The 24,503-nt window shown below is 63.1% G+C and carries 23 protein-coding genes; 6 read left to right on the top strand and 17 right to left on the bottom strand.

What is annotated here, in order from left to right:
• Positions 1-120: 120 nt before the first annotated feature.
• The 4 genes from AC1D0N_RS16450 to AC1D0N_RS16435 form a co-directional block, all read right to left on the bottom strand.
• Positions 121-918, bottom strand: a complete 798-nt coding sequence (locus AC1D0N_RS16450; RefSeq protein ID WP_477245627.1) for a HugZ family pyridoxamine 5'-phosphate oxidase — start codon at positions 916-918, stop codon at positions 121-123.
• A complete protein-coding gene (locus AC1D0N_RS16445) occupies positions 902-2,113 on the bottom strand; it encodes a CaiB/BaiF CoA transferase family protein (protein WP_477245625.1) in 1,212 nt (403 codons plus the stop codon). Before AC1D0N_RS16445 ends, AC1D0N_RS16450 begins: the two co-directional genes overlap by 17 nt.
• A gap of 15 nt (positions 2,114-2,128) precedes the next feature.
• Positions 2,129-2,890, bottom strand: a complete 762-nt coding sequence (locus AC1D0N_RS16440) for a 3-hydroxyacyl-CoA dehydrogenase (RefSeq protein WP_477245623.1) — start codon at positions 2,888-2,890, stop codon at positions 2,129-2,131.
• A gap of 114 nt (positions 2,891-3,004) precedes the next feature.
• Positions 3,005-3,541, bottom strand: a complete 537-nt coding sequence (locus AC1D0N_RS16435) for a GNAT family N-acetyltransferase (protein ID WP_477245622.1) — start codon at positions 3,539-3,541, stop codon at positions 3,005-3,007.
• Positions 3,542-3,814: 273 nt separating this feature from the next.
• Between AC1D0N_RS16435 and AC1D0N_RS16430 the strand changes: the two genes are divergently transcribed.
• The gene (locus tag AC1D0N_RS16430) at positions 3,815-4,804 is read left to right on the top strand and encodes a glutathione S-transferase family protein (RefSeq protein WP_477245620.1); all 990 of its coding nucleotides are present in this window, start codon (positions 3,815-3,817) and stop codon (positions 4,802-4,804) included.
• Positions 4,805-4,904: 100 nt separating this feature from the next.
• Here AC1D0N_RS16430 and AC1D0N_RS16425 read toward each other — a convergent pair whose 3' ends face one another.
• Both AC1D0N_RS16425 and AC1D0N_RS16420 read right to left on the bottom strand, forming a co-directional pair.
• Positions 4,905-5,381 (bottom strand): ABZJ_00895 family protein, encoded by a 477-nt coding sequence (locus tag AC1D0N_RS16425; RefSeq protein WP_477245618.1) that lies wholly within the window; start codon positions 5,379-5,381, stop codon positions 4,905-4,907.
• Positions 5,382-5,446: 65 nt separating this feature from the next.
• Complete coding sequence (locus tag AC1D0N_RS16420) at positions 5,447-5,944, bottom strand: NUDIX domain-containing protein (protein ID WP_477245616.1); 498 nt, start codon at positions 5,942-5,944, stop codon at positions 5,447-5,449.
• 71 nt (positions 5,945-6,015) lie between these two features.
• Between AC1D0N_RS16420 and AC1D0N_RS16415 the strand changes: the two genes are divergently transcribed.
• Complete coding sequence (locus AC1D0N_RS16415) at positions 6,016-6,945, top strand: metallophosphoesterase family protein (RefSeq protein ID WP_477245614.1); 930 nt, start codon at positions 6,016-6,018, stop codon at positions 6,943-6,945.
• Here AC1D0N_RS16415 and AC1D0N_RS16410 read toward each other — a convergent pair.
• The 4 genes from AC1D0N_RS16410 to leuA all read right to left on the bottom strand — a co-directional run bounded on the left by AC1D0N_RS16410 (position 6,935) and on the right by leuA (position 12,378).
• The gene (locus tag AC1D0N_RS16410) at positions 6,935-7,546 is read right to left on the bottom strand and encodes a hypothetical protein (RefSeq protein ID WP_477245612.1); all 612 of its coding nucleotides are present in this window, start codon (positions 7,544-7,546) and stop codon (positions 6,935-6,937) included. The genes AC1D0N_RS16415 and AC1D0N_RS16410 overlap by 11 nt on opposite strands.
• An 80-nt stretch (positions 7,547-7,626) precedes the next feature.
• On the bottom strand, positions 7,627-8,430 hold the full coding sequence (locus AC1D0N_RS16405) for an alpha/beta fold hydrolase (protein ID WP_477245610.1): 804 nt from the start codon (positions 8,428-8,430) through the stop codon (positions 7,627-7,629).
• Positions 8,431-8,540: 110 nt separating this feature from the next.
• On the bottom strand, positions 8,541-10,316 hold the full coding sequence (locus AC1D0N_RS16400; protein WP_477245608.1) for a tetratricopeptide repeat protein: 1,776 nt from the start codon (positions 10,314-10,316) through the stop codon (positions 8,541-8,543).
• Positions 10,317-10,617: 301 nt separating this feature from the next.
• Positions 10,618-12,378: a 2-isopropylmalate synthase gene (gene leuA / locus AC1D0N_RS16395; protein ID WP_477245606.1), complete on the bottom strand. Its 1,761-nt coding sequence runs from the start codon at positions 12,376-12,378 to the stop codon at positions 10,618-10,620.
• Positions 12,379-12,783: 405 nt separating this feature from the next.
• Here leuA and AC1D0N_RS16390 point away from each other — a divergent pair, with 405 nt between their 5' ends.
• Entirely contained in the window at positions 12,784-13,950 is a 1,167-nt protein-coding gene (locus AC1D0N_RS16390) for an ATP-grasp domain-containing protein (RefSeq protein ID WP_477245604.1), read from the top strand.
• A 3-nt stretch (positions 13,951-13,953) separates the two neighbouring features.
• Positions 13,954-14,730, top strand: a complete 777-nt coding sequence (locus tag AC1D0N_RS16385; protein ID WP_477245602.1) for an esterase family protein — start codon at positions 13,954-13,956, stop codon at positions 14,728-14,730.
• An 86-nt stretch (positions 14,731-14,816) separates the two neighbouring features.
• Here the strand turns inward: AC1D0N_RS16385 and AC1D0N_RS16380 are convergent, their stop codons facing one another.
• The 4 genes from AC1D0N_RS16380 to AC1D0N_RS16365 all read right to left on the bottom strand — a co-directional run bounded on the left by AC1D0N_RS16380 (position 14,817) and on the right by AC1D0N_RS16365 (position 17,626).
• Complete coding sequence (locus AC1D0N_RS16380; RefSeq protein ID WP_477245600.1) at positions 14,817-15,905, bottom strand: AbrB family transcriptional regulator; 1,089 nt, start codon at positions 15,903-15,905, stop codon at positions 14,817-14,819.
• An 83-nt stretch (positions 15,906-15,988) separates the two neighbouring features.
• Positions 15,989-16,297 (bottom strand): putative quinol monooxygenase, encoded by a 309-nt coding sequence (locus tag AC1D0N_RS16375; protein WP_477245598.1) that lies wholly within the window; start codon positions 16,295-16,297, stop codon positions 15,989-15,991.
• A gap of 46 nt (positions 16,298-16,343) precedes the next feature.
• Positions 16,344-17,129 (bottom strand): SDR family NAD(P)-dependent oxidoreductase, encoded by a 786-nt coding sequence (locus tag AC1D0N_RS16370; RefSeq protein WP_477245596.1) that lies wholly within the window; start codon positions 17,127-17,129, stop codon positions 16,344-16,346.
• Between the two features lie 62 nt (positions 17,130-17,191).
• Positions 17,192-17,626, bottom strand: coding sequence for a DsrE family protein (locus AC1D0N_RS16365; protein WP_477245594.1), 435 nt, complete (start codon positions 17,624-17,626; stop codon positions 17,192-17,194).
• A gap of 102 nt (positions 17,627-17,728) precedes the next feature.
• Here AC1D0N_RS16365 and AC1D0N_RS16360 point away from each other — a divergent pair, with 102 nt between their 5' ends.
• Positions 17,729-18,826, top strand: a complete 1,098-nt coding sequence (locus AC1D0N_RS16360) for a hypothetical protein (protein ID WP_477245592.1) — start codon at positions 17,729-17,731, stop codon at positions 18,824-18,826.
• Between the two features lie 113 nt (positions 18,827-18,939).
• On the opposite strand, the gene AC1D0N_RS16355 is transcribed toward AC1D0N_RS16360, so the two are convergent.
• Together AC1D0N_RS16355 and AC1D0N_RS16350 are read right to left on the bottom strand one after the other, a co-directional pair.
• A complete protein-coding gene (locus AC1D0N_RS16355; RefSeq protein ID WP_477245590.1) occupies positions 18,940-19,887 on the bottom strand; it encodes a cation diffusion facilitator family transporter in 948 nt (315 codons plus the stop codon).
• Positions 19,888-19,893: 6 nt separating this feature from the next.
• Positions 19,894-22,083, bottom strand: coding sequence for an anthranilate synthase (locus tag AC1D0N_RS16350; RefSeq protein WP_477245588.1), 2,190 nt, complete (start codon positions 22,081-22,083; stop codon positions 19,894-19,896).
• Positions 22,084-22,406: 323 nt separating this feature from the next.
• On the opposite strand from AC1D0N_RS16350, the gene AC1D0N_RS16345 reads away from it, so the two are divergent.
• Positions 22,407-23,177 (top strand): isocitrate lyase/PEP mutase family protein, encoded by a 771-nt coding sequence (locus tag AC1D0N_RS16345; RefSeq protein ID WP_477245586.1) that lies wholly within the window; start codon positions 22,407-22,409, stop codon positions 23,175-23,177.
• Between the two features lie 267 nt (positions 23,178-23,444).
• On the opposite strand, the gene AC1D0N_RS16340 is transcribed toward AC1D0N_RS16345, so the two are convergent.
• The gene (locus AC1D0N_RS16340) at positions 23,445-24,500 is read right to left on the bottom strand and encodes a succinylglutamate desuccinylase/aspartoacylase family protein (protein ID WP_477245584.1); all 1,056 of its coding nucleotides are present in this window, start codon (positions 24,498-24,500) and stop codon (positions 23,445-23,447) included.
• Positions 24,501-24,503 lie beyond the last annotated feature (3 nt).

The following is a 24,503-nucleotide window of genomic DNA, read 5'->3' as shown; positions in this document are numbered from 1 at the left end:
TCCGAACGCTATGGGGGCAATAGCGTCTGGTGCCAAATTCAACTGCGGATGCACGCTGGTGAATCAGCGCCATATTGAATCGTAGAACATTTCCTCCAAATCTCAAGACTTGCTTTTGATTCATGGCGATAAACTGCCTATTTTGTGCATAGCCGGCTGCCGTCCAGTCTTGGCCATGTCGACCAGAACCGGCCGCAAGTCGCGCGCCGCCTTCAATGGTTCAGGGAAAAAGACCCGGCAAATCGTGTCTCCCAACGCCAGATCCATGCCTTCGGCATCGAAACCGGTAACGATCCAGCCCTTGCCCTTGGCCTTGGCAAAGTGGTGCGCGTAGACGGCGATTGCCTCGAGATGGTCGGCATTCATGTGATCGAGGGCGGGTTGTTCGCTCGCGGCAAGCTCTTCGGCGATCGATCCGCTGGTGATCAGATCGGAGCGATCGAGCAGATAGGCCTTGCCGAAACCGCCATTGAGGCTGGCGCGCTCCGGTTCTAGGCGGAAGATCGAGAAGTCGCCCAGCCCGGCATAGAGCTTGGCCTTGGGATTGCGGTTGAGATAGCGCCGTTCGGCGCGGGCATGCTCGCTCGATCCGCGCTCCAGCCGCAGCGCCCGGCAGACCAGCGTCAAGCGCGGGTGTGCCAAGGGATCGCCCTTGCCAGGCTCGCCGACAAGCAGGGAGCAGCGTGGGTCGGCGAGAATCGCTCCAGTGTGGGCAGACAGCATCGACACCAGGATCAGCGGCGCGCCGTCGATATCGCTGGCGATGCCGACCCTTGAGGCCAGTGGCGAACCGGTGCCGGGCTCGATCACCGCCAGCGCGCCGAAACGCGCGCTGCGGGTCAGCGTCCTGGCCAGCCTGATCGCTTCAGCGTTGGTCTCGCGAATGACATTCTTGTTCCGGTCAACCAAAGTGCTCACCGCTTAAGCTGTTCTTCTTCTCCAGTTGTCGGTCCACTAGGCCGGATTTGACAAGGGCTTCGGTCTCGCTTTTCGAAATGCCGAAGCGCGCCAGCACGGACGCCGGCTGACGATCATCTTCGGTCGGCGCAGCGGCCAACGTCGATTGCGAGCCGGAGAAGCGCGGCGTCGGGGCAGGGCGTTCAAGCGCCCCCGTTCTCACGAAGGCGTTGCGCGCCCGATTGTGCGGATGATCGCTCGCTTCGCGCAGCGACAGCACCGGGGCAACGCAGGCGTCGGTCTCGGCAAACAGGCCAGCCCAGTCGTCGCGCGCCTTCTGCCTGACCCGATCGGCGATAGCAGCGCGCATGTCCGGCCACGATGATTTGTCGTATTGGTTGCGGACAAGATCCGCGTCGAGCGGCAGCAATCTTGCGAATTCGGCGAAGAAGCGGGGCTCGAGGCAGCCGACAGCGATGTGCCGTCCATCCGCCGTTGTGTAGGTATCGTAGAACGGCGCCCCGGAATCGAGCAGGTTGGCGCCGCGCGTGTCGTTCCACAGGCCAGCTGCCATCAAGGCGTGCACAGGTGTTGCCAGCATGGAAGCGCCCTCGACCATCGCCGCATCGATCACCTGGCCCTCGCCGGAGCGCGAGCGCTGGAATAGGGCAGCGAGAACGCCGGCAATCAGCATCATGGCGCCGCCGCCATAGTCGGCGACGAGGTTGAGCGGCGGGACTGGCCGGCCGCCCTCCTGGCCGATGGCGTGCAGCACCCCGGAATAGGCGAGATAGGTGATGTCATGGCCGGCACGGCCGGCGAGCGGTCCGTCCTGGCCGAAGCCGGTCATGCGGCCGTAGATCAGCGCCGGATTGCGCGCCAGCGCGATATCAGGCCCGAGACCAAGCCGCTCCATGACACCAGGACGAAAACCTTCGACCAGAATGTCGGTCTTTTGCGCAAGGCGCAGCACCAGTTCGGCGCCTTCCCCGCGCTTCAGGTCGATGCGCAGGATGGATCGGCCGTGACAATCGAGGTTGTAGTCATCGGACAGTGGCAGCATCGGCCGGTCCGAACCGGTCCGCTCGATGCGCAGCACTTCGGCTCCCATCTCCGACAGCATCAGGCCGGCCAATGGCACTGGTCCGAGCCCGGCCATCTCGATCACGGTCAGACCGGCGAGCGGGCCGGTCTTCGCCGAGGGGGCGGCACTCACGGCCGGGGCGCCCGGCTACTTCGGCGCCATGCGGATGGCGCCGTCGAGCCGGATGGTCTCGCCATTCAGCATCTGGTTCTCGACGATATGCAGCGCGAGCGCGGCATATTCGGAAGGTTCGCCCAAGCGGGACGGGAAGGGCACCGCAGCGCCCAGCGAATCCTGCACGTCCTGCGGCATGCCGGCCATCATCGGCGTCTTGAAGATGCCCGGTGCGATGGTGCAGACGCGAATGCCCGAACGGGCGAGGTCGCGGGCCACCGGCAGAGTCATGCCGACGACGCCGCCCTTGGAGGCGGCATAAGCGGCCTGGCCGATCTGCCCGTCATAGGCGGCAACCGACGCCGTGTTGACGATGACGCCGCGCTCACCGCCCTGCAGGGGATCGAGCTTGGCGGCACGATCGGCAACAAGGCGGATCATGTTGAAGGTGCCGATGAGGTTGATCTCGATGACCTTGCGGTACTGGTCGAGCGGGTGAGGACCATCCTTGCCGATGGTTTTCACGCCGATGGCGATGCCGGCACAATTGACCAGGATACGCGCTGCGCCGAGCCGTTTTTCGACCTCCGCGACTGCCGCAGCGCCGCTGTCGGCGCTGCTCACATCGCATTGGACGGCGATGCCGCCAATGTCGCCCGCCACCTTCTGCGCCCGCTCGATGCCGATATCGAATATGGCGACGCGGGCACCTTTGTCGGCGAGTGCGCGGGCCGTCGCCTCGCCGAGGCCGGAGCCGCCACCGGTGACGATCGCAATCTGGCCATTCGGGTTCATGCCGGCGTCCTCCAAGGTGTGAGGATCATGCTACGAAGCCCGGTGCGCAGGCGCAACCGGCAGCATCAATCTTCGATTGAAGCAGGGTCAATAGAAACTCGATTGACGCGGGGGTCAGGCGATGACCGCGACCTGCGCGGCAATCCTGGCAAGGTCGGCATGGCAGACCTCGCCCGAAAGCCGCGCCACGGCGCCAGGCACGATCTCATGCGCCAGCAGCCGGTCGAGATCGACCGGACGCGGCATCGAGATCTGTCCGCGCGGGATTCTCCTAAAGCCAAGCGGACCATAGTATGGCTCATCGCCGACGAGCATCACGGCCGGCACACCGGCCTTGGCCGCGGCCTCGAGCGCGATCGCCACCAGCCGGCGGCCGATGCCGAGATTCTTGAAGGCGGGCCGCACGGCAAGCGGCCCAAGCATCAGCGCGCGGCCGGCGCCGGCGGCAATACGGGTCATGCGGACCGAAGCGACGACGATGTCACCATCGACGGCGACAAAGGACAGCGAGCGCTCGTGGCCGCCGGCCTCGCGGATCTTGTAGGCGGCCAGCACGAAACGGCCCGGCCCGAAGGCTTCTTCGTTGATGGCTTCGATTTCGGGGTCGTGCGCCGGAGTTTCCGGCAGGTATTTCACGTCGGCAAGGCTCATGGTCTTTGCGTTCCGGTCTACGAGGAAAAGGTTTGCTGCAAGCGGCAGCGTTCGCCAGTCAGCGCTTTCTAAGCGCGGGCGCCCTTTCGTCGTCGGTCAAACCGGATCATGGCAAAGTCGAACATGCGGATTTTCCGCTAGCATCAATTTTCGACCTTCGCAATCGACGCTTTTCATCGGCCGCCCCTGCCGGGTGACGGTCTGTTCAGCATCGGGCCACTTCGGCATGGCGTCTTTGCGCCTACATCAGCGCAAAGACGAAAGGATATTTGCATGGGATTGCTGGTCGAAGGCAGATGGCAGGACCGCTGGTACGACACCAAGGACAGCGGCGGCAAGTTCGTACGGACGCAGGCGCAGTGGCGTGACTGGATCACCCGCGACGGTGCGCCGGCCGAGGGACGCAGCCGTGGCTTCAAGGCCGAGCCCGGCCGCTATCACCTCTATGTCTCGCTCGCCTGTCCCTGGGCGCACCGGACGCTGATCTTTCGCGCCCTGAAAAAGCTCGAGGGCATCATCTCCGTCTCGGTCGTGCATCACTTCATGGGTGCGAATGGCTGGACGTTCCTGGCCGAGGACGGCGCCACCGGCGACACGCTCTACGGCCTCGACTTCCTGCATCAGATCTACACCAGGGCCGATCCCGCCTATTCCGGCCGGGTGACGGTGCCGGTGCTGTGGGACAAGAAGCTGCAGACCATCGTCTCCAACGAATCCTCCGAGATCATCCGGATGCTGAATTCGGCTTTTGACGCATGGGGCGACGCCAACGTCGACTTCTACCCGTTGGCGTTGCGTGGCGAGATCGACCGGATCAATGAGCTGGTCTATCCCGCCATCAACAACGGCGTCTATCGCGCCGGCTTCGCCACCACGCAAGCGGCCTATGAAGAAGCCTTTGGCGAGCTATTCGCGGCGCTCGACACGCTGGAGGACAGGCTGTCGGAACAGCGCTACCTCACCGGCGACCGCATCACCGAAGCCGACTGGCGGCTGTTCACCACGCTGGTGCGTTTCGATCCGGTCTATGTCGGTCATTTCAAATGCAATCTGCGCCGCATCGCCGACTATCCGAACCTGTCGAACTATCTGCGCGATCTCTACCAGGTGCCCGGCGTCGCCGGCACGGTGAACCTGCATCACATCAAGGCGCATTATTACGGCAGTCACGAGACGATCAACCCGACGCGGATCGTGCCGGTAGGTCCGGAGCTGGACTACGTCGCGCCGCATGACCGGGCGCGATTCAGGAAGGCGGCGTGATCCGATCCAGAGCGGTTCACCGATTCGCGGAAACGGCGGAACCGCTCTAACTCCTTGTTATGACGCGACGGGAAACCGCTCGCACTTTCCTGGAATTGCTCTAGCGGAAGGCCTCTGTGTCGGTGCGGGTTCGTCTGGCGAGTTCGGCTTTCAACAGAGTTTTTCCAAATCGGCTCGAATACCAGGCGGCATTCAAACCAAACGTCAGCAGGAAAGCGAACAGAACGCTTCCAATCCACACGGCCAGAGGAACGCTGCTCAGGTCATGCGCGTCCCCCGCGATAGCCAACCAACCCAGCGGCGCCGAAATCAAAAAGGCTGCCAGGGTCGAGAGCAGAACTATCGTCCAATATTCCCTGCGACTAAACAATCGGCCGTTTCTTCTTATGAACTTATATAGCGCAACGTTGGCCGATCCGAAGCTTATGGCGAATCCCGCGGCTTTACCAAATTCCTTTGAAAGTGTCGGGATGACGACCACCAGGATGCCAAGCGCAATCGTCAGCGCCACCGTCGTCAAAGTATAATAGCCAACATAAGGCCAGACGCTTACGGAAGGCTCATCGCGGTTGCTCATTGTCTCCCCCTAACTCAAAATTGCCCGAAGTAGAGCATAGAGTTTCTGCAAAGGAGAAAGCAAGCCTACCAATATGCCGATACAGGCTGGCTCTCAAAAATCTCGGCGATCCGCCGCAGCGTTGCCGGCGTCGTGTCTTGCGGCAATCGGTCCAGGGGAAAGAAACCAGCTTCGGCGATCTCGTGGTCCGGCAATTTCGGCGCTGTCTGAGTGAAGTTTTCGATCAGGTAGAAGCCGACATGGTCGCGGTTGCTGGAGCGACGGTTGAAATGCATCGATTTCAGCAGCGGCGGAGCGGTCAAGGCGATGTTGCCCTCTTCGGCAAGTTCGCGTGTCAGCGCCTCGACCAGCGTCTCGCCAACCTCGACGCCGCCTCCCGGAAGCTGCCAGCCCGGAACATAGGTGTGGTGAATGAGAAAGACCGAGTTGGAGGTGCGGTCGTGGATCAGGCCGCGCACGCCGAGCGTCATCGGTCGCCGCAGCACGAAATAAAGGTGGAACAGCCTTGCCCTGAAGCCCGGCCAGCCGGTCTGGCGGAAGGCGGCTTCCGTGTCGGTCGCCATCACCAGCCAAACCGTGGCTGGAAAGGAAACCGGGAGTGGAAAGCGGGGGGCGCGTCGCTTATGAAGGAGGAATGTTCAGGCTCGCGCATATTTCCGATGTCCATCTGGGGCCGCTTCCCGATGTAACCTATCGCGATCTCGCCTCCAAGCGCGTGGTCGGCTACGTCAACTGGCAGCGCAACCGCCGCCGCCATATGCACGACGCCGTCATCGACACGATCGTCGCCGACCTTAAGGCGAGCGCACCCGACCATCTCGCGATCACCGGCGATCTGGTCAACCTGGCGCTCGACGGCGAGATCGAGATGGCCAAGCACTGGCTGGAGACGTTGGGCTCTCCGCACGATGTGTCGGTCGTTCCGGGCAACCACGACGCTTATGTGCCGGGCGCCTTCGACAAGACCTGCCGTTCCTGGGCGGCGTGGATGAGCGGCGACGGTGTCAATGCGCCGGTCGACCGCAACGCTTTTCCCTATCTGCGCGTGCGCGGCAATGTCGCGCTGATCGGCGTCTCGACAGCACGCGCCACGGCGCCGTTCATGGCCAACGGCTTCTTCATGGAGGGACAGGCGGAGAGGCTCGGCAAGCTGCTCGACGCAACGGCCAGGCAAGGTCTTTTCCGGGTGATCATGATCCACCATCCGCCTGTGCGCGGCGCCGTTTCGCAACACAAGCGGCTGTTCGGCATTGCCCGCTTCAACAAGACTGTTTATCGGTATGGGGCCGAACTGGTGCTGCACGGCCATTCGCATCTGCCGTCGCTGTTCTTCATCGGCAGGCGCGGCGTCAAGATCCCGGCGGTTGGCGTCGCTGCCGCGGGGCAAGCGCCAGGCGGCAAGCACCCGGCAGCACAATACAATCTGATTGATATCGATGGTGAAAAAGGCAGCTGGCGGATCAAGCTGACGCGACGCGGCCTGACCGGGCCGGCAATGCCGCCATCCGATTTGCAGACGCTGGAACTCGGCGCGGATGCCGAGGCATCGTTGGTTAAAAGCTGATTTTCATCGCCATGAGGCGATCCCAGAACAGCGCGGCCGAGACGGCCAACCCGACAAGCGCGCCGGCGGTGATCAAGCCGAGGCCGGACAGGAAGGTCGTCCACCCGTTGCCGCGCTTGGCGGAGTGCAGCGGCGGCTCGGCTTCCGCCACGGCATTGCGCCTCACGCCGGCGTGCTCGACCCCGCCTTCCATCATTCGCTGGCGCTCGACGACGCGCTCGGCGACATAGCGCGTCACCTGATCGGCAACCGGTTTCATATCGGTGGATTCGGCAAGCACGACACGGCCGATGCGCGTATCCCTGAGGAAGCGATAGGTGCGGCGATCGCGCCCCATGGCGACATGGCTGACGGCGTCGATCCAAAGGCGCGGCTGCAGGCCGGACGAGACGGCGAAGTCGAAATTGTCCATATCGGCCGGCACATCGGCGAAGACAGGGGCGAGTTCGGCGGCAAGCAAATCGAGGCGCATGCGATGCGCCTCGCGCATGTCGACCACGACATCGTCGCGGTCGGCGAAGGCGTTCTTCACGTCGCGAATGGCGTCGGACAGCTTTCGCGACTGGTCGATGGGTGTCACGTTCTCGCCTGCGTCCTTCATGGGCATGGCCTCGCGGGTATGGTTAACAGCGAGTTAACACAGCCGCCGGCAAAATGCACTGGCGAGTTGGCAGCGGACCGTCAACTCGCAGCTGCATCGAGCCTTGGACGAGGGCGCCTGCCGCGCCGGTTCATGTTGCGGCGGACGGCCTCGGCGATCAGGCCTGGCGCTTCCTCGACCAGCATATGGCCGGCTTCCAGCACATGGTGCAGGTGAAAATGCACCGGCAAGTCATCGGCCTGGGTGAAAGGCAGCACCGGGTCATCCGTTCCCCAAACCAGCATCACCGGCATATCAAGCGTGTCGAGCTGTTCGCGCGGGATGACGCCCTGTCGATCATCCCTGGTCATGGCGGCTGCCATCTCGACAAGTTTCTGCAACTGCCCCGGGCGCCGGCGCATCCCACCAAAGACATCAATCAGATGTTCCGGCGGCAGGCTTTGCGGCCCGGACATGGCGGCAAGGCAAGCGCGAATTTCACGCCTGTCGGCAGCCGCGGCGTAGCGGCGCAACAGCGATCCATTGATCTCCGTGCCAAATCCACCCGGCGCAAGGAGCGTCAGCGAGGCTATCCTTTCGGGCTCGATCAATGCCATCAGCGTCGCCACCGCCCCGCCCATCGAATGACCGACGAGATGCACTCTTTCTGTTTTGCGCTCGGTGAGATCTGCCAGAACCGCCCGGGCGGCCGTCTTGGCGGGACCGCTGCCGGGAAAATCGAGGGACAGGCCGTGGCCCGGAAGATCGTAGGCCAGCGTTCGAATCCCGGGCGACAGCGCCGAGGTCACCTCGCGCCAGACATCATGGCACCCGCCGAAGCCGTGCAAGAAGACGATCGTCTTCTGGCCGGCGCCCCGTTCGGCAGCGTAGAGGGATGAGATCATGAAGTTTATGGGTTGTCGCGGGACCAGGCAGGCACGAAATTCCAGATTGTGGCTGGATTGCTCCTAGTCCAGATCGATGGCCAGTAAAATTTTCGCGATGTTAGAAAAGCTTAGCTGGCATTGCCGAGTCCGGCGGCGCGCAGCGCCTCGACCAGCCGGTCGGTCAGGTCGGCGGGATATTTCCTGTCGACGAAAGTCGCGCGCGGATTGGCGGCGAATTTGGGAAATTTGGCGACCAGTTCATCCACCAGTTTGCTCGCCAGCTGATCGCGGCCGGCGGCTTTGGCGCCGATCAGGCGCGCTGCCAGATAATGCGATTTCGTCGCCGTCGTCCGCAATGCCTCGCTGGCCAGCGCGGCCTTGTTCATGTCGCCGACCATGAACTCGCCGACAAACAGCCCAAAATCCCACCATGTCGGATGGCCGCTGGAGATGTCGACGGCGTGGGCAAGGATTGGTGTTCCCTCGGCGTATTTGCCGGCGAAAATCAGTCCATAGCCGTAGGCCGCGGCCATGCCGAGGTCGTAAGGGTTGAGGTCGTAGGCCTTGTGCATCCAGCGGATCGATTCCTCAGAATTGCCGAGGCGCGAATAAAGGTAGCCATAGGCGCGGTGCGCATAGGGGCTCATCGGTCCCATCTGCACGGCGCGGTGGGCGAAAGACATCGCCTGTTCCACTGTCGCGCCGGACGGATAGGCGTAGTGATCGGTGACTGCCTCGAGATGCAGGGATGCGAGTTCCGAATAGACCAGCGACGACTTCGCATCCCGGTTGGCCAGGTTTTCGAGGCAGCGATAGGCAGCCTCATGGGTTTTGGCGCTCTGGTCGAGATAGTATTTGTCGTTGAGCACCAGGCATTCGGTGAGACCGGTCTCAATGCCGCTCTGCTCGATATAGGCGTAGATCGTACCGGAGGCAGGAATGGTCGAACTCAAGATGTTGGCGATGCTGTCCTCGACGGCGGCAGGGGCGCTGTTGGCGGCTGTCAAATTGCGGGACAGCAATACGCGACCGGTGGCAACGCTCTGAAGTTCGAGCGTGACATCGCCCGCCGCTGGCCCCGGCGAAATCTCGAACACGAAGCTGGTGGCGTCGGTGACAGGGTCTGGCGTGCCGTCGGCGTCGCGCCCGATGAAGTCGATGGTGTCGAAACCGGCAAGGCCGGCGCGCAGCGATGCAGCCACACGGGCAGCTTCGGCGCCGTTGTCCTTCACGGCGATATAGACCAGGGGCAAGGTCTCCACCGGAGGCGATGCGATGCTGCCGGTGGCCACCGCGGTCTCGACCGCCGAGCCTGCGTCACCGTTGGCGAGCAGCTCACCGCTGCCCTGGCGAAGGATCAGCACACCCAGCATGGCGATGACCAGAGCCATCGCCACCCAGAAGAACTGGAGATGGCGCGCCAACGCGGGTCCCGGCTCGGCAACTGCCGACGACATCAATGAAGCAGGATGCGCGCTGCTACCGGGCTCTTCAGGCAATCCGGACAGGGCGGCTGCTACCGCTGCCTGTTCCACCGGCTCTTGCCCGGCCGGCAAGCGAATGGCGTTGAGCTCATAGGATGGAACATAGCCGCCGCGCGGAATGGCGATACGGACCGGCTCGGCAACGCCTTCATTGGCGAAGTACTGCTGCAGAAGCTCGCGCAGCCTGCCCGCCTGCACCCTGACCACGGCATCGGTCGACGAATCGAAATCGCCGTCCTTGCCGAAAACGTCCATGGCAATGGAAAAGCCCTTGAGCCTGTCGGCTTCACCGGCCTGCTCGCGCTCGACCAGATAACGCAACAGTTTCCGCGCGCGTTCGGATCTCCCGAACGTTTCGCTGGCGAGCAATCGCTCCAACGTCTCGCGCACTGCGGGGGCGGCAGGCGTGGCATGCTGCAAGTGTCGATCCTCTCGAAGTCGGCACAGGTTAGGGCGCGATCATATAGAGCCTGCGCCGCTGCACAAGCGTGCGCGTATTATGCGATCGCGTACCCCACCGGATATTTCCCGATGGGTTAACGCATGACCCGGAACCGGGATCAGGTGTCCGGGCCATGCGCAGACTGGAGTTGCCAGACGCGAAAGATCAGCCGGCCTAAAAGCGCGTCGCGTTTGAACGGATTCATGCGACGCGCTTTAAGTTCTTGTCTTCATGCATGTCGTTATCGCAAAACCGCTGCGCACTTTTGCGCGACATGCATTAGCGGCCGACGATGCGGTTGGCTGCCGAAACCACGGCTTCCAGCGAGGCGGCGACGATGTTGGTGTTGATGCCGGCGCCGAACAGCTTGCCGCCGGGATATTCCATCTCGACATAGGAGATGGCGGACGCATTCGAGCCGCGCTGCATCGAGTGCTCGGAATAGTCGAGTACGGACATATCCACGCCGACATGGCGCGATAGCGCATCGACGAAGCCGTCGATCGGGCCGGTGCCGGTGCCAGTGATGGTCACCTCCTTGCCCTTGTCGAGGATCACCGCTTCGACGACACGCCGGCCCTTGGCCGCGGTGTCTGGATAGGTGTGGTGATCGAGGAACTTCAGCCGCGCGCCGGGCTGGTCGACATAGGTTTCGAGAAAGTGCTCGTAGATGCGCTTGGCCGGAACTTCCTTGCCTTCGGCGTCGGTGATCGCCTGGATATGCTGGCTGAATTCGATCTGCAGGTTGCGCGGCAGGTTGAGGCCGTAGTCGGCCTGCAGCACATAGGCGATGCCGCCCTTGCCGGACTGCGAGTTGATGCGGATGATCGCCTCGTAATTGCGGCCGACATCGGCCGGGTCGATCGGCAGATAGGGCACTTCCCAGTGCGGCGTGTTGGCCTTGCGCAGCGCCTTCATGCCCTTGTTGATGGCGTCCTGGTGCGAACCGGAAAAGGCGGTGTAGACGAGCTCGCCGACATAGGGGTGGCGCTCGGGGATCTTCAACTGGTTCGAATATTCGTAGACGTCCTTCATCCGGTTGATATCGGAGCAATCGAGTTCCGGATCGACGCCTTGCGTGTACATGTTGAGCGCCAGCGTGACGATGTCGACATTGCCGGTGCGCTCGCCATTGCCGAACAGCGTGCCTTCGACGCGGTCGGCACCCGCCATCAGGCCGAGTTCGGTGGTGGCGATGCCGGTGCCGCGATCATTGTGTGGATGCAATGAAATCAACAGCTTGTCGCGGTTGTCGAGGTTGCGGCACATCCATTCGATGCGGTCGGCATAGATGTTGGGCGTCGACATCTCGACCGTCGACGGCAGATTGATGATCAGCTTGTTGTCCGCCGTCGGCTTCACGATCTCGGTGACGGCGTTGCAGATTTCGAGTGCGACTTCGAGTTCGGTGCCTGTGAAGCTCTCCGGCGAATATTCGAAGCGAAAGCCGCCGCCGGCCTGGGCCGCCATGTCGGTGATCATCTTGGCGGCGTCGGTGGCGATCCGCTTGATGCCGGCGACGTCCTTGTCGAAGACGACGCGGCGCTGCAATTCGCTGGTCGAATTGTAGAAATGGACGATCGGGTTGGTGGCCCCCTTGAGCGCCTCGAAGGTGCGGGTGATCAGCTCGGGCCGACACTGCACCAGCACCTGCAGCGAGACGTCGGCGGGCACATTGCCTTCCTCGATGCACCAGCGGGCGAAATCGAAATCGGTCTGCGAGGCCGAGGGGAAACCGATCTCGATCTCCTTGAAGCCCATGTCGAGCAGCAGCGCGAACATGCGCGCCTTGCGCTCATGGCCCATCGGGTCGATCAGCGCCTGATTGCCGTCGCGCAGGTCGACCGAGCACCAGATCGGCGCTTTGTCGATGATCTTGTTGGGCCATGTGCGATCGGTGAGGCCGACGGTTGGATAGGGCTGATATTTGCGGGCGGCGTCCGGCATGCCTCGGGCTGCCTCAGGCATGCCTCGGGCTGGCTCTGCCATGCCCTTTACCGCATTGCCGTCATTCGGACGGATGTCTTCTCGTGCGTTCATCGTCATTTCTCCCGGCGGCTCGCGGGTCCGCCTTCAGGCGGATTGTTGGCGAGCGGCGCCTTTTACCAGATTTCATTCGCTGACTATGACTTGCCAAGGAGCGTGCGCGTAAGCGGCGGTTCGACCGCCGGGCGCTCCTTCAGCGAACCCGGCGATCGCCGATAAGGCCGAGAAGAAGCAGGGTCGAAGCAAGCGCGCGCACGGTCTGGCCGGCAATGCCGGTCTGACGGGAAGCGACGGAGGTGTGGCGCGTGTTCATGGCGGTTCTCATACAGGAGCGGCCGTGCAGAGGCAAGTGGGCTGCACCGCCGCTTGTCCGGAGTGCTCTTCCCCATGGGCGGCAAATGCGCCAAACTTGGCAGTCGACGGGGCCGTATTGCCTCATTGCCGGAGGGGTCGTCGCCTATGAATTTCGTGTTCTTCTCGCCGCATTTTCCTGCCAACGGCGCCGATTTCTGCGACCGGCTGAAAAAAGCCGGCGCGACTGTGCTCGGCATCGGCGATGCGCCCTTTGACGCGCTCGACGGCAAGCTCAAGGCAGCGCTTTCGGAATATTACCGCATCGCCGACATGGAGGACTACGACCCGGTGTTTCGGGCAATGGGCCATTTCATCCACAAATGGGGCCGCATCGACCGTTTTGAATCGCTCAACGAGCACTGGCTGGAGCTGGAAGCCAACATCCGCACCGACTTCAACATCTATGGCACCAAGCTCGACTTCGTGAAGAATTTGAAGCGCAAGAGCCGCATGCGCGCCTTTTTTCGCAAGAGCGGCGTCGAAACCATCCCGCAGCGCAAATGCTCTGACCGCACCGGGGCCATGACCTTCATCCGCCGCGTCGGCTATCCGGTGGTGGTGAAGCCGGATTCCGGCTCCGGCGCCTCGAACACCTACAAGATTTCCAACGCCAAGGAGCTCGACCAGTTCTTCCGGGACAAGCCCGAAGGCGTAACCTTCGTCATGGAGCAGTTCATCGAGGGGCTGGTGGTGACCTTCGACGGGCTGGTCAATCGCGACGGCGAGGTGGTGCTGGCGGCCAGCCACCGCTATGATCAGAGCATAATGGACGCGGTCAACAACGACCGGCACATGAGCTACACCTGCTTTCCGGAGATCAGCCCGGGGGTCGAGGAAGCGGGCCGCAAAATCCTGAAAGCGTTCGACGTACGCGAGCGCTTCTTCCATATCGAGCTGTTCGAGACCAAGGACAATCGCATCATCGCGCTCGAGGTCAACATGCGCCCGCCCGGCGCCTGGATGACCGACGCCATCAACTACACGTTCGACATCGACGTCTATGCGGCATGGGCCGAGATGGTGGTCAAGGACGCCGCCGGCGGCCCCTACAAAGGCAAATATTTCACCGCCTATGCCAGCCGCAAGCGCCACCTCCACTATTTGCACAGCCATGCGGACGTGCTAGCCGCGCACGGCGACAAGATCGTCCACCATCAGCCAATCGAAGAGGTTTTCAGCCGCGCCATGGGAAATTACGCCTATCAGATGCGCTCGAAGGATCCGAAGGCGCTGCGCCAGGCGGTCGACTACATCCACGCGGAAGAGGCGTGAGCGATGGACATCTCCTATCACAAGGGGCCTAGCCGCAACCTCGGCCGCGACATGGAATACAAGCGCTACGGTCATGCCGGCCGGCCGGTTGTGGTTTTCCCGACCTCGCAGGGGCGATTCTATCAGTTCGAGGATTCCGGGGGGGTCGGCGCGCTTGCCGAGTTCATCGACACCGGCCGCATCCAGCTGTTCACGCTTGACGGCATCGATTCGGAATCCTTCTTCAACAAGCATGTCGACGCCGCCCACCGCATCGCCCGTCATGAGGCCTATTTCCGCTATGTGCGCGAAGAGGCGCTGCCGGAACTTTTGTCCACGGCCGCTGGCGCCAATGGCGGGCGCGAGCTGAGGCCGCTGTTCTCAGGCTGCTCGATGGGCGGCTACCACTCGTCGAACTTCGTCTTCCGCTTTCCCGAACTCGCCAGCGGCGTCATCGCGCTGTCGGGCGTCTATTCGGCTCGCGACTTTTTCGGCAAGGCGCTGGACGGCGACATTTTCTACAACTCGCCGCTCGACTATCTGCCCGGCATCGTCGACCAGAAACTGCTTGCCCGGCTGAAGGCGCTGCGGCTGATCTTCTGCTGCGGGCAGGGCGCCTGGGAAGAGCGAATGCTGGTCGAGACGCATGCGCTGGAACAGATATTGCGCGACAAATCCATACCCGCCTGGGTCGACTATTGGGGTGGCGATGTCGCCCATGACTGGCCGTGGTGGCACAAGCAGCTGGTCTATTTCTTCGCCCGCTGGCTGGATGACGATCTGATGCACCGGCTCGACTAAGGTGCATTGATATTCAGGTGATGCCGGGCTGCAAATGGCTGACGATCCGTCGAGGCAAGTGCGGCGGAACGACCGCCCGTCGCCGCCTATTCCTTGACCGCCCTCGCCACCAGTCGCGCCACGCTCGGTCCGACCAGCAGCACGACGAGGAAGCGCGCCGACTGCAGCGCCATGACGAAGGAGATGTCGACGTGTTGCGCGGCGGCGGCGATGATGGCGACGCTGTCCATGCCGCCGGGGCTGGTCGCCAGATAGGCGGTCAGCGGGTCGATGCCGAGCAGGTGGCTGATCATGAAGCCGAGGCCACCGCAGAAGGCGATGAGGATGATGATCGAACCGACGATCTGCGGCAGCGCCCGCGTCGCATGGCGCAGGATCGGTCGGGTGAAGTTCAGCCCGATCGACCAGCCGACCATGGCGTAGCTGACCGCCAGTAGCCATGGCGGCAATTGCATCGTCACCCCAAAACCGAGATGGACGATGGCGCCGAAAATGAACGTGCCGAGGAAGAAGGGCGACGGCAGTTTGAGCAGCTTGCCGAGCAGGCCGCCTATGACCGCGACGCCGAGTGTCGCTGCAAAGGCGGCCGGTTCGATCGGCGGAAACCAGACGATTGAGGGGATCTCGATGCCTGAGGTGTCTACCCACATCTTTGCGACAAGGGCTGCCGTCATCGAAACGAAGATGACGCGCAGATATTGCATGAAGGCGACGAGGCGCTGGTCGGCGCCAAAAGCGCCGGCCATCAGCACCATGGCGGTCGCCGCACCGGGCGACGAGCCCCAGACCGCGGTGGTGCCGGGCAGGATGCGCCAGCGGCTGATGAGCCAGCCGAGCAGGCTGGATGCGGCAACGGTTGCCACCACCACGGCCAGGAAAAGCGGCCATTCCCTGTAGAAGACCGAAAAGATGTCGGCCGAGATCGAACTGGCGACAAGGCAGCCGACAACGGCCTGGGCGACGCCGAAAAGAGGGCGCGACACCCGCACCGTCGCGCCGTTGGTGCCTGCGAGGATGGCGGCCAGCATCGGGCCGATCAGCAGTGCCGCGGGCAAGGCGGCGAATTCCAGCGCGCCGGCGAACAGGATCGAGAAAAACAGCAGCACCAGCCACTGCCAGACCGGGCGCATGCGCGCCATGCGCTCTATGGTCGGTTGGCCAGGCGAGGAGTCCATGTTTTTGGTCTTAGACCCGCAGGCGAAAAATGCGAGCCCCGAGGCGCTGAAAAATGCGCGTGGTCTTTTGAAGCCGGCAGGCGTCAGCCGGATTTGACGCTGGGCAGGCCGAAGCCGCCGGCGGGATGGGTCTCGACCTGGAATTCGAAGCCGGCAATGATCGGCCGCGCCTTGGCGATCGCCGCCTGCACTTCGGGCAATTGCAGCGAGGCCTTGTGGCTCGCCTGGTCGGTCCACACCTCGGTCACCCAGATCGCATCGGCATCCGCCGGATCGCGGGCGATGACATAACTCAGGCAGCCGGGCATGGCGCCGGTCGAGGCCAGCAGCACGTCCATGATCGCGTCGCGCTGGCCGCGCGTCGCCCGCATCTTGCCGATCAGTCCATACATTCCTTTGCCTCCGTGGGTTGCGCGACAAGAGTATGCAATTCGCCGGTCACGGCATCAACTGGCCGCCATTCACCTCGATCACCTGGCCGGTGATGTAGCCGCTCAGCAAATCCGAGGACAGGAACAGATAGGCGCCGACGCAGTCTTGCGCCGTGCCGGCACGGCCTTGAGGAATGGTGGCGATCATGCCCTTCATCTGCTCATCGGTGGAATAGCGCTCGTGGAACGGTGTGGCGATGGTGCCCGGCGCCACCGCGTTGACGCGGATGCCGAAGCCGATCAGCTCCTTGGCCATGCCGCGCGTCACATTGGAGACGAAGGCCTTGGCCGAGCCGTAGAGGCCGGCGCCGCCGCCGGCGCCGTTGCGCGCGGCGATCGACGAGGTGTTGACGATGAAGCCGCCCTGCTTCTTCAGCCATGGGATCGCCTTGCGCGAGGCGGTCAGCACGGAACGGGCGTTGAGGTCCATCACCGCGTCGTAATGCGCCTCGGTCTGCTCGGCATAGGGCACGCGGCCAAGCATGCCGCCGGCATTGTTGACCAGCCCATCGAGCCGGCCGAATTTTTCAGCGCTCTCCTCGACGACGCGCTCGACGTCGGCAGGCACAGAGAAATCGCCCTGGGTCAGGAACACCTCGCCACCGCCATCGCGAATGGTCGCGGCCAGTTTCTCGGCGGCTTCGCGGCTTGAATTGTAGTGCAGCGCCACCCGGCTTTTCTGTGCGGCATAGGCCAGCGCAAGTGCGGCCCCGATGCCGGTGGAGGCACCGGTGACCAGCACCGCCTTGCCGGCGAGATCGGGTATGGAGAGGGTGGTCGGGGTGGCTGGCACTGCTGTTCCTCCAGGAATTCTGTCGGTCCTTCGTAGGCCCTTGCCCCCCTTATGTTCAAGCCTCAGGGCCTGAGATAGACATAGCCTTGACCCTGCAGTTCGGCGAGCTTGACGACGCCGCCCTTGTCGGCAGCGTGGAAGCCGTCGAGCAGGTCGGCAAGTGTGATCTCCATGCCTTTCATGGTGTTGCCGCAGGCGTGCGGTTCAAGCCCGTCCTGGACAAGGCCGGCGAAACGCCCGGAAATCGCCGCCGATATGGCCTTCGACTTGAAGGCGGCAAGCGCCGGACCATGCACGACCAGCGCGATGTCGACATTGCCGCCGGTGCCTTCATAGTGGTTCTTGATGTTGCCGAGCACGAAATTGACCTTGTCGATATCGCTGAGATGATAGGCGACCTTTTGCCTTTCCCCAGCGCTTGCTGCCTGCACCACCCGCAAGCCAAAAAACGTTCCAGTCCCGGCAAGAACTGCGCGGAACATATCGCGTCGGCGCATCGCATCCTCCTCGGCTTGACGCTCACTGCAAATTGCGTGGCTGCGGCCATGATACTAGCATAAAACGACGTTACGTCCTGTCGATGCGAGGGAGAGGGTCACATGGCGTTCGGGAGATGGAAGATCGTTGCCGGCGCCGGATTTGGCGCCGCGCTGCTCGGCGCGCTTGCCGGCTCGGCCCTTGCCGACGAGGCCCTCAAGCTCACCGAACTGAGCCCGGACGGCAAGGATGCCTGCTTCGGCCGGGTCTACGATGCCGCACACCTCAAGGCGCATCCGAAGCAGAAGGTAGCCAGGATATTCTTCCTCTATGGCCATGACCCGGTGAGCCGTCCGAACGAGGAGCCGGCCACAAATTCCGACTCGTCCTACAATGGTTTTATCGCCACCACCGTGCGCGGCGCCAAGGCGCCGGAATGGGCCAGCGGCTGGTGCAGCCACGAGTCCGAGGACGGCAAGACCGGGCCGATCCGTTGCGGCATGGACTGCGACCGCACGATGGCCTCGCTGAAGCTCGACGACAAAGGCCGTCTAATCGTTACTGATGTTTCCCAGGATCTCTATCTCGACGCGGGATCGGAAGACGAACTCGGCGAGGCTGAGTACGACAGGCAGGCGCTTGGCTCGGAGGACGACAATTTCCGCCTCGACCCGATGCCGGCGGCAACCTGCCAGGCCGAGTTCGCGCGCATCGACCCGATTGATCCGGCGTTGGGTCCGCCATTGCGCGAGCGGCTGAAGCCGGGCCAGGCTTTTTGCTACGGGCGTGACTATGATGCCGCGCATCTGAGCTCGCATCCCGACCAGGTGACGCAATCCATCCGGGTTTTCCGTGGCCCGGTCGAACTGGCGTCCTTCGCGGCCGGCGGCGATGCCGCCAATTGGCCTGATGGCGCCGACATCGCCGTTTCGGTCACCACCAGGAAGAACGGAGCCAAGGTCACGCAGACCTACTCCTGCCAGGGTGAAGCGGACCAGTGGCGCTGCGCAGCGAGCGCTAAGATGAGCAACTTTTCCTGCGACATCACGCAGAAGGAGATCTTCCTCAAGCGCGGCGCCAACGGCACGATGATGCTGGCCAACCCCAACAGCAGCCTGGCCATTGTCGATCTGTGTTCGAAGGCGGCTGAGGGCAAGACCGTATCCGACGACAAGGTCTATCGGCTGGAGCCGATGCCGCAGTCGGCTTGTTCTCCATGAGGTCCGACGCTTCGTCATCCTATGGCGGAGCAAGGAGCGAAGCGACGCGGCGCAGACCATAGGATGACGAAGTTGAGAGGCCTCGGCCAATCTCCAACGCCGTGCCAACCGCCTCACGCGAACGGCACGGCCGTCGTGCCCTTGGGCAGCTTTGCCTCTTCCTCCGGCTCGACATGGATGATGACGCGCACCGACGGGATTTCGACCTTGAGCGCGTCCTCGATGCGGTCGCAGATGACGTGACTTTCGCCAACCGTCATGTCGGCATCGACGACCATGTGGAATTCGATGAAGGTGGCGCGGCCGGCGATGCGGGTCTTCAGGTCATGGACCTCCAGCGCGCCCTTCGAATTGGCCGAGATGATGTCGCGGATGTGCATGTGCTCCTGGGTGTCGACGGCGCGGTCCATCAAGCCATTGAGCGAATCGCCGGTAAGCTTCCAGCCCTGGTAGAGGATGTTGAGTGCAACCAACCCTGCAAGCAGTGGATCGAGCACATGCCAGCCCGTCACAACAGCTGCGACAAGACCGACGATCACACCGACCGAAGTGACGACGTCGGTCATAATGTGATGGCCGTCGGCCTCCAGTGCCGGCGATCTCTCGGCGCGGCCGTTGCGGATCAGGATCCATGCCCATATCGCGTTGATGACGGCTGCACCGCCGTTGATCGCCAAGCCTTGCCACGGCTGCTCGAGCGCTGTCGGATGGGGTAATGATTGCCACACCTTGGCAATGATCAGCAGCGCTGCCACCACGATCAGCACGCCCTCGAGCACGGCCGAAAAATATTCGGCCTTGTGATGACCGAAGGGGTGATCCTGGTCGGCAGGCTTGTGGGAGATCTGGATCGCCCATAGCGCCGCGGCAGCGCTGATCACGTTGACGATCGACTCCAGCGCGTCCGAATAGAGCGCGACGGAACCCGTGACGTACCAGGCGGCGAGCTTGAGGCCGAGCACGACAAAGGCGACGACGATCGACCAAAAGGCGAGGCTGGCGACCTTGCGCTTGGCGGCGGCTTTGGCCGCGATCGCCGTCATGTTCTCCGTTTCGGCCATCTCGCCCTAGGCTGCCTTTTCCTTGGCCTTGCGCGGCAGGTGCGCAACGATGTTCTCGATGATGCGCATGCCGGCATTGTGGCCGAGCGTCATGATCGACTCGGGGTGGAACTGCACGGCGGCGATCGGCTCCTTGCGATGCTCGAAGGCCATGATGACACCGTCCTCGGTCTCGGCGGTGACGATGAAATCGTCGGGCAGCCGCACCGGATCGGCGAAGATCGAGTGATAGCGGCCGACGGTGACTTCCTTGGGCAGGCCGGAGAAGATGATGCCGGGCTTCGACACGCGGATGCGCGACGGCTTGCCGTGCATCGGCACGTGCAGCTGCCGGAGTTCGCCGCCATAGGCCTCCGCCAGCGCCTGCAGGCCGAGGCAGACGCCGAAGATCGGCAGGTCGCGGGCACGCGCCTTCTTGATGGTGGCGGCGCAGTCGAAGTCTTTCGGCGTGCCCGGGCCGGGCGACAGCACGACAAGATCGGGCTTCAGCCGGTCGAAGACCTCCTCCGGCACTGGCGTGCGCACCGTCGAGACATTTGCGCCGGTCTGACGGAAGTAGTTGGCGAGCGTGTGGACGAAGGAGTCCTCATGATCGACCAGCAGGATGTTGACGCCGTCGCCGACGCGCGCGGTGGTGCGTTCGGTCCCGGCGGCATTGCCGGTCTTTGCGTCGCGGATGGCGGAGAGCATGGCGGATGCCTTCAATTCGGTTTCGGCTTCTTCTTCCTCGGGGATGCTGTCGAAGAGCAGCGTGGCGCCGGCGCGCACCTCGGCGATGCCGTCCTTGATGCGGATGGTGCGCAAGGTCAGGCCGGTGTTCATGTCGCCGTTGAAATTGACCATGCCGATCGCCCCGCCATACCAGGCGCGCGGGCTCTTCTCGTTCTGTTCGATGAAACGCATGGCCCATAATTTCGGCGCGCCCGTGACGGTGACCGCCCAGGCGTGCGACAGGAACGCATCGAACGCGTCCATGCCTTCGCGCAACCGTCCTTCGATGTGATCGACGGTGTGGATCAGGCGCGAATACATCTCGATCTGGCGGCGGCCGATGACGCGCACCGAGCCTGGCTCGCAGACGCGTGACTTGTCGTTGCGGTCGACGTCCGAACACATGGTGAGCTCGGATTCGTCCTTCTTCGAGTTGAGCAGCTTCAGGATCTGCTCAGAGTCGGAAATGGCGTCGTCGCCGCGCTTGATGGTGCCTGAAATGGGGCAGGTCTCGACGCGGCGGCCGTTGACGCGCACGAACATTTCAGGCGAAGCGCCGATCAGGTACTCGCCTTCGCCGAGGTTGATGAGGAACGAATAGGGCGAGGGGTTGATGGTCTTCAGCTTGCGCGAAATCTCTGACGGCTGCGTCTCGCAGCGCTCATAGAACATCTGGCCGGGCACCACCTCGAACAGGTCGCCGCGCTTGAAACTGTCCATCGCCTTGCGCACCAGATTGGCATATTCGCCGGGTTCGTGGTCGCCGCGCGGCGGGATGCGGTCGGCGGTCTGGAACGGCTCGACGATTTCGTCGCGCGGCAGGTTTTCGGTCGAGAATCCGTCGCCGGAATAGTCGTAGCGATCGGTCCAGGCCTTGGTCGAATAGTGGTCGACGACCAGGATCTCGTCAGGCAGGAACAGCACCAGGTCGCGCTGGCTCTGCTTGCGCTCGAGCTTGTAGTCGACCGGGTCGAACTGGAAGGCGAGGTCGTAGCCGAAGGCGCCGTAAAGGCCGAGATTGGCGTCTTCCGCCGTCTTGAACAAAGCGGTGATGGCGCGCAACACGGTGAAGACAGAAGGGACGCGGCTGCGCTCTTCCTCGGTGAAGACGCGGCCGGGCTTGGCGACATCGAGGCGGATCAGCCTTTTCGACGTCTCGGCGATCGTCACCTCGGCGAGGCCGGCAAGTGCCTTGCCGATCACCGGCAACAGCACCTCGCCACGGCTGTTCAGCGCCTCGATGCGCATGGCGCGGCCACGCGCCGAGATCACCAGCGGCGGATCGATGATGGCGGTGTCCCAGCGCGTGTAGCGGCCGGGATATTCGTAGTTCGAGGAGAACACCGCGCCGCGGCGCGAATTCAATCCGTCGACATAGGCGTCGATCGCGCCCTCATAAGGCCGGTCGTGGCGTTCGCGGGTGATGGTGACGCCACCCGCGGTGACGAAGCTTTCCGCCCCGTTCTCCAGAATTTTCATCGTCATTGCCGTCTCCATTAGCGTCTTTGGGGCAACGGACCCGGGAATGGCTTGAAAAAAACAAATGGCCGCCCGGACATTCCGTTGCGGCCACCTTCTATTTTCACGCGCACGCGTTCGAACAGGCCGCTGTCAGCGAGCCCACCACCAAATGGTCTTGATCGAGCGCATGTTCATGGCGAAATCCATAGCCGCGAAAGACCGGATGCGCAACAGGTTTGAAAAGCCTATCCGGTGGCTGCCGCTTCTACAGCTCATGGCACATCGCCAAGGCCGGCAGCCCCGCCTACTCTGGACATCCAACAAGCAAGAACACGCGAGAGACACCGATGACCGAGCAAATCGACCACGCGCGGGCGTTCCACGCCCTCCACGTCAAGGGAAATCCGATCGTTCTCTACAACGCGTGGGATCCGGGCAGTGCCAAGATCGTCGAGAAAGCGGGAGCCAAGGCCATCGCAACGGGAAGCTGGCCGGTCGCGGCCGCCTTCGGATTTGCCGACGGCGAGAAAATCCCTAGGGAATTGGCGCTCGAAAACATCAAACGCATCGTTGCCGCCGTCGACCTGCCGGTGACCATGGATCTCGAGGGCGGCTATGGCGTCGCTCCGGAAACCGTCGCCCGCACCGTGACGCTCGCCTTGCAGGCCGGCGCCATCGGCTTCAATTTCGAGGATCAGATCGTCGGCGGCAGCGGCCTGCACGACGTCGCGGTGCAGGTGAAACGCATCGATGCGGCAGCCGCCGCTGTGAAAGCCTCCGGCATACCGGCGTTCATCAACGCACGAACCGACCTTTTCCTTAAGGCGAAGCCGGACACGCACGACAAGGCTTTGGTCGAGCAGGCCATCGAGCGGGCGCACGCTTATGAGAAGGCCGGAGCGCACGGTTTCTTCGCAGCGGGTCTCGGCGACGAGAGCCTGATCGAGACGCTCTGCAAGTCGATCAATCTGCCGGTCAACATCATTGCGCTGGCGCATGTGCCGCAGCGTCAGCGCCTGGCGGAACTCGGCGTAGCGCGCGTCAGCCACGGCCCCGTGCCTTACCGGCAGATGGCCGAATGGCTGGAGGCGAAGGCGCGACAGGCGATCTCAGGTTAGCAGTCCTGCATTGGAGAGCCGGTTGGGAAAGGGCGGAAGCCCCGGCCTTCGTCATCCACGGGCGAGCGGAAGCGAAGCGGACGCGCAGACCCGAGGATCCATGCCGCGACCTTTACCGTAGGTGCAGCGGAGCAGAATTCTCGATCGGTGCGCCGCTCAGATGTAACGGCATGGATTCCAGGGTCTGCGCTGCGTCGCTTCGCTCCTTGCTCCGCCCTAGAATGACGAAGCTATCGGTGCTTCGGCAACTACCAAGCAAATGCTTTCTTAATCCTCCAGCGTTCCCGACCTCGCGTCGGCGCTCTTCTTGTCGCCGACCAGCTTCAGCAGGTCTTCACCGGCGCGGATGATGCGCCGGGACCGCCGCGTCAGGATGATGCCGGCCTGCGGTGCGAACACCTCGGTGCGGCCACCGGCTTCACCTGGCGTATGGACGATGGTGGCCAGCCGCGCGCCCTTGGTGACGCGGTCGCCGGGCTTCACGTCGTAGAGGATAGCGCCGGCGCGCGGCGCCGGCATCATGTCGATGTTTTCGAGTGGTGCAGCTATGCCGGTGAATGGACTGGGCGCGGGTAGGGCCGTATCGACGATCACGCCGCGCGCCGCCAGCAGGCGATAGAGCCCTTCGGCATCGGCGCTAGCCAAAGCGCCATCGACATCGAGCATGCCACGATATTCCACGGTGGTGGCGACGCGCCGGTCGAAGCGCGCCACATCGGCGGGGACGTTCTGATAGGGCATGATCGAGGCACCCTCGAAGGTGCCGTCGGTATCTTCGTGCCACAGCATGACCGCATCGACGCCCATGGCGGCGGCACAATCGGCCATCGCCGGCCATAGGCTGGTGTGGACGTAGAGATAGGCCAGGCCCTCGTCGTCGCAATGCAGGTCGAGCACGATGTCGTGGCCGAGCGAAAGCTGCAGTAGCCGCGTCTTCAGCTGCTGGTCGGCCGTGCCGTGTGTGGTGTCCGGCAAGAGCGAGGAGTCGGGCGCGGCCAGCAGCGGAAAGCCACGGTTGAAGTTGGTTCGGGTGCCCAGGTGAAAACGGCCCTGGTGCTCGCCGAAATGATACTGGGCGCGGCCGATCGGGTTGGCCCAGGGCACAATGGTGATCGAACCCTTGATGCGTCCCTCCGCCTCGGCTTTGGCCAGCATCGGCATCAGCGCGTCGATGGCGACCACACCCGGCAGTTCGCCGGCATGAAGTGCTGCCTGCAGATAGGCCGAAGGGGCAGCCTTATCCGCGCCCGCGAAGCGCAACACCGGAAATTCGTAGGAAACACCTTCGGTGTCGCCGGTGATGCGCTCGATCGATTTCTGCATGGG

Source organism: Mesorhizobium sp. P2_E10 (genome assembly GCF_056404235.1).
This window is presented reverse-complemented; position numbering and strand designations above follow the sequence as displayed.

What these genes read in the sequence shown, in the direction of transcription:
- AC1D0N_RS16440 (WP_477245623.1), bottom strand. Translation starts at nt 2,890, where the DNA reads ATGAACCCGAATGGCCAGATTGCGATCGTCACCGGTGGCGGCTCCGGC.
- AC1D0N_RS16435 (WP_477245622.1), bottom strand. Translation starts at nt 3,541, where the DNA reads ATGAGCCTTGCCGACGTGAAATACCTGCCGGAAACTCCGGCGCACGAC.
- AC1D0N_RS16430 (WP_477245620.1), top strand. Translation starts at nt 3,815, where the DNA reads ATGGGATTGCTGGTCGAAGGCAGATGGCAGGACCGCTGGTACGACACC.
- AC1D0N_RS16425 (WP_477245618.1), bottom strand. Translation starts at nt 5,381, where the DNA reads ATGAGCAACCGCGATGAGCCTTCCGTAAGCGTCTGGCCTTATGTTGGC.
- AC1D0N_RS16420 (WP_477245616.1), bottom strand. Translation starts at nt 5,944, where the DNA reads ATGGCGACCGACACGGAAGCCGCCTTCCGCCAGACCGGCTGGCCGGGC.
- AC1D0N_RS16415 (WP_477245614.1), top strand. Translation starts at nt 6,016, where the DNA reads ATGTTCAGGCTCGCGCATATTTCCGATGTCCATCTGGGGCCGCTTCCC.
- AC1D0N_RS16410 (WP_477245612.1), bottom strand. Translation starts at nt 7,546, where the DNA reads ATGAAGGACGCAGGCGAGAACGTGACACCCATCGACCAGTCGCGAAAG.
- AC1D0N_RS16405 (WP_477245610.1), bottom strand. Translation starts at nt 8,430, where the DNA reads ATGATCTCATCCCTCTACGCTGCCGAACGGGGCGCCGGCCAGAAGACG.
- leuA (WP_477245606.1), bottom strand. Translation starts at nt 12,378, where the DNA reads ATGAACGCACGAGAAGACATCCGTCCGAATGACGGCAATGCGGTAAAG.
- AC1D0N_RS16390 (WP_477245604.1), top strand. Translation starts at nt 12,784, where the DNA reads ATGAATTTCGTGTTCTTCTCGCCGCATTTTCCTGCCAACGGCGCCGAT.
- AC1D0N_RS16385 (WP_477245602.1), top strand. Translation starts at nt 13,954, where the DNA reads ATGGACATCTCCTATCACAAGGGGCCTAGCCGCAACCTCGGCCGCGAC.
- AC1D0N_RS16380 (WP_477245600.1), bottom strand. Translation starts at nt 15,905, where the DNA reads ATGGACTCCTCGCCTGGCCAACCGACCATAGAGCGCATGGCGCGCATG.
- AC1D0N_RS16375 (WP_477245598.1), bottom strand. Translation starts at nt 16,297, where the DNA reads ATGTATGGACTGATCGGCAAGATGCGGGCGACGCGCGGCCAGCGCGAC.
- AC1D0N_RS16365 (WP_477245594.1), bottom strand. Translation starts at nt 17,626, where the DNA reads ATGCGCCGACGCGATATGTTCCGCGCAGTTCTTGCCGGGACTGGAACG.
- AC1D0N_RS16360 (WP_477245592.1), top strand. Translation starts at nt 17,729, where the DNA reads ATGGCGTTCGGGAGATGGAAGATCGTTGCCGGCGCCGGATTTGGCGCC.
- AC1D0N_RS16355 (WP_477245590.1), bottom strand. Translation starts at nt 19,887, where the DNA reads ATGGCCGAAACGGAGAACATGACGGCGATCGCGGCCAAAGCCGCCGCC.
- AC1D0N_RS16350 (WP_477245588.1), bottom strand. Translation starts at nt 22,083, where the DNA reads ATGACGATGAAAATTCTGGAGAACGGGGCGGAAAGCTTCGTCACCGCG.
- AC1D0N_RS16345 (WP_477245586.1), top strand. Translation starts at nt 22,407, where the DNA reads ATGACCGAGCAAATCGACCACGCGCGGGCGTTCCACGCCCTCCACGTC.
- AC1D0N_RS16340 (WP_477245584.1), bottom strand. Translation starts at nt 24,500, where the DNA reads ATGCAGAAATCGATCGAGCGCATCACCGGCGACACCGAAGGTGTTTCC.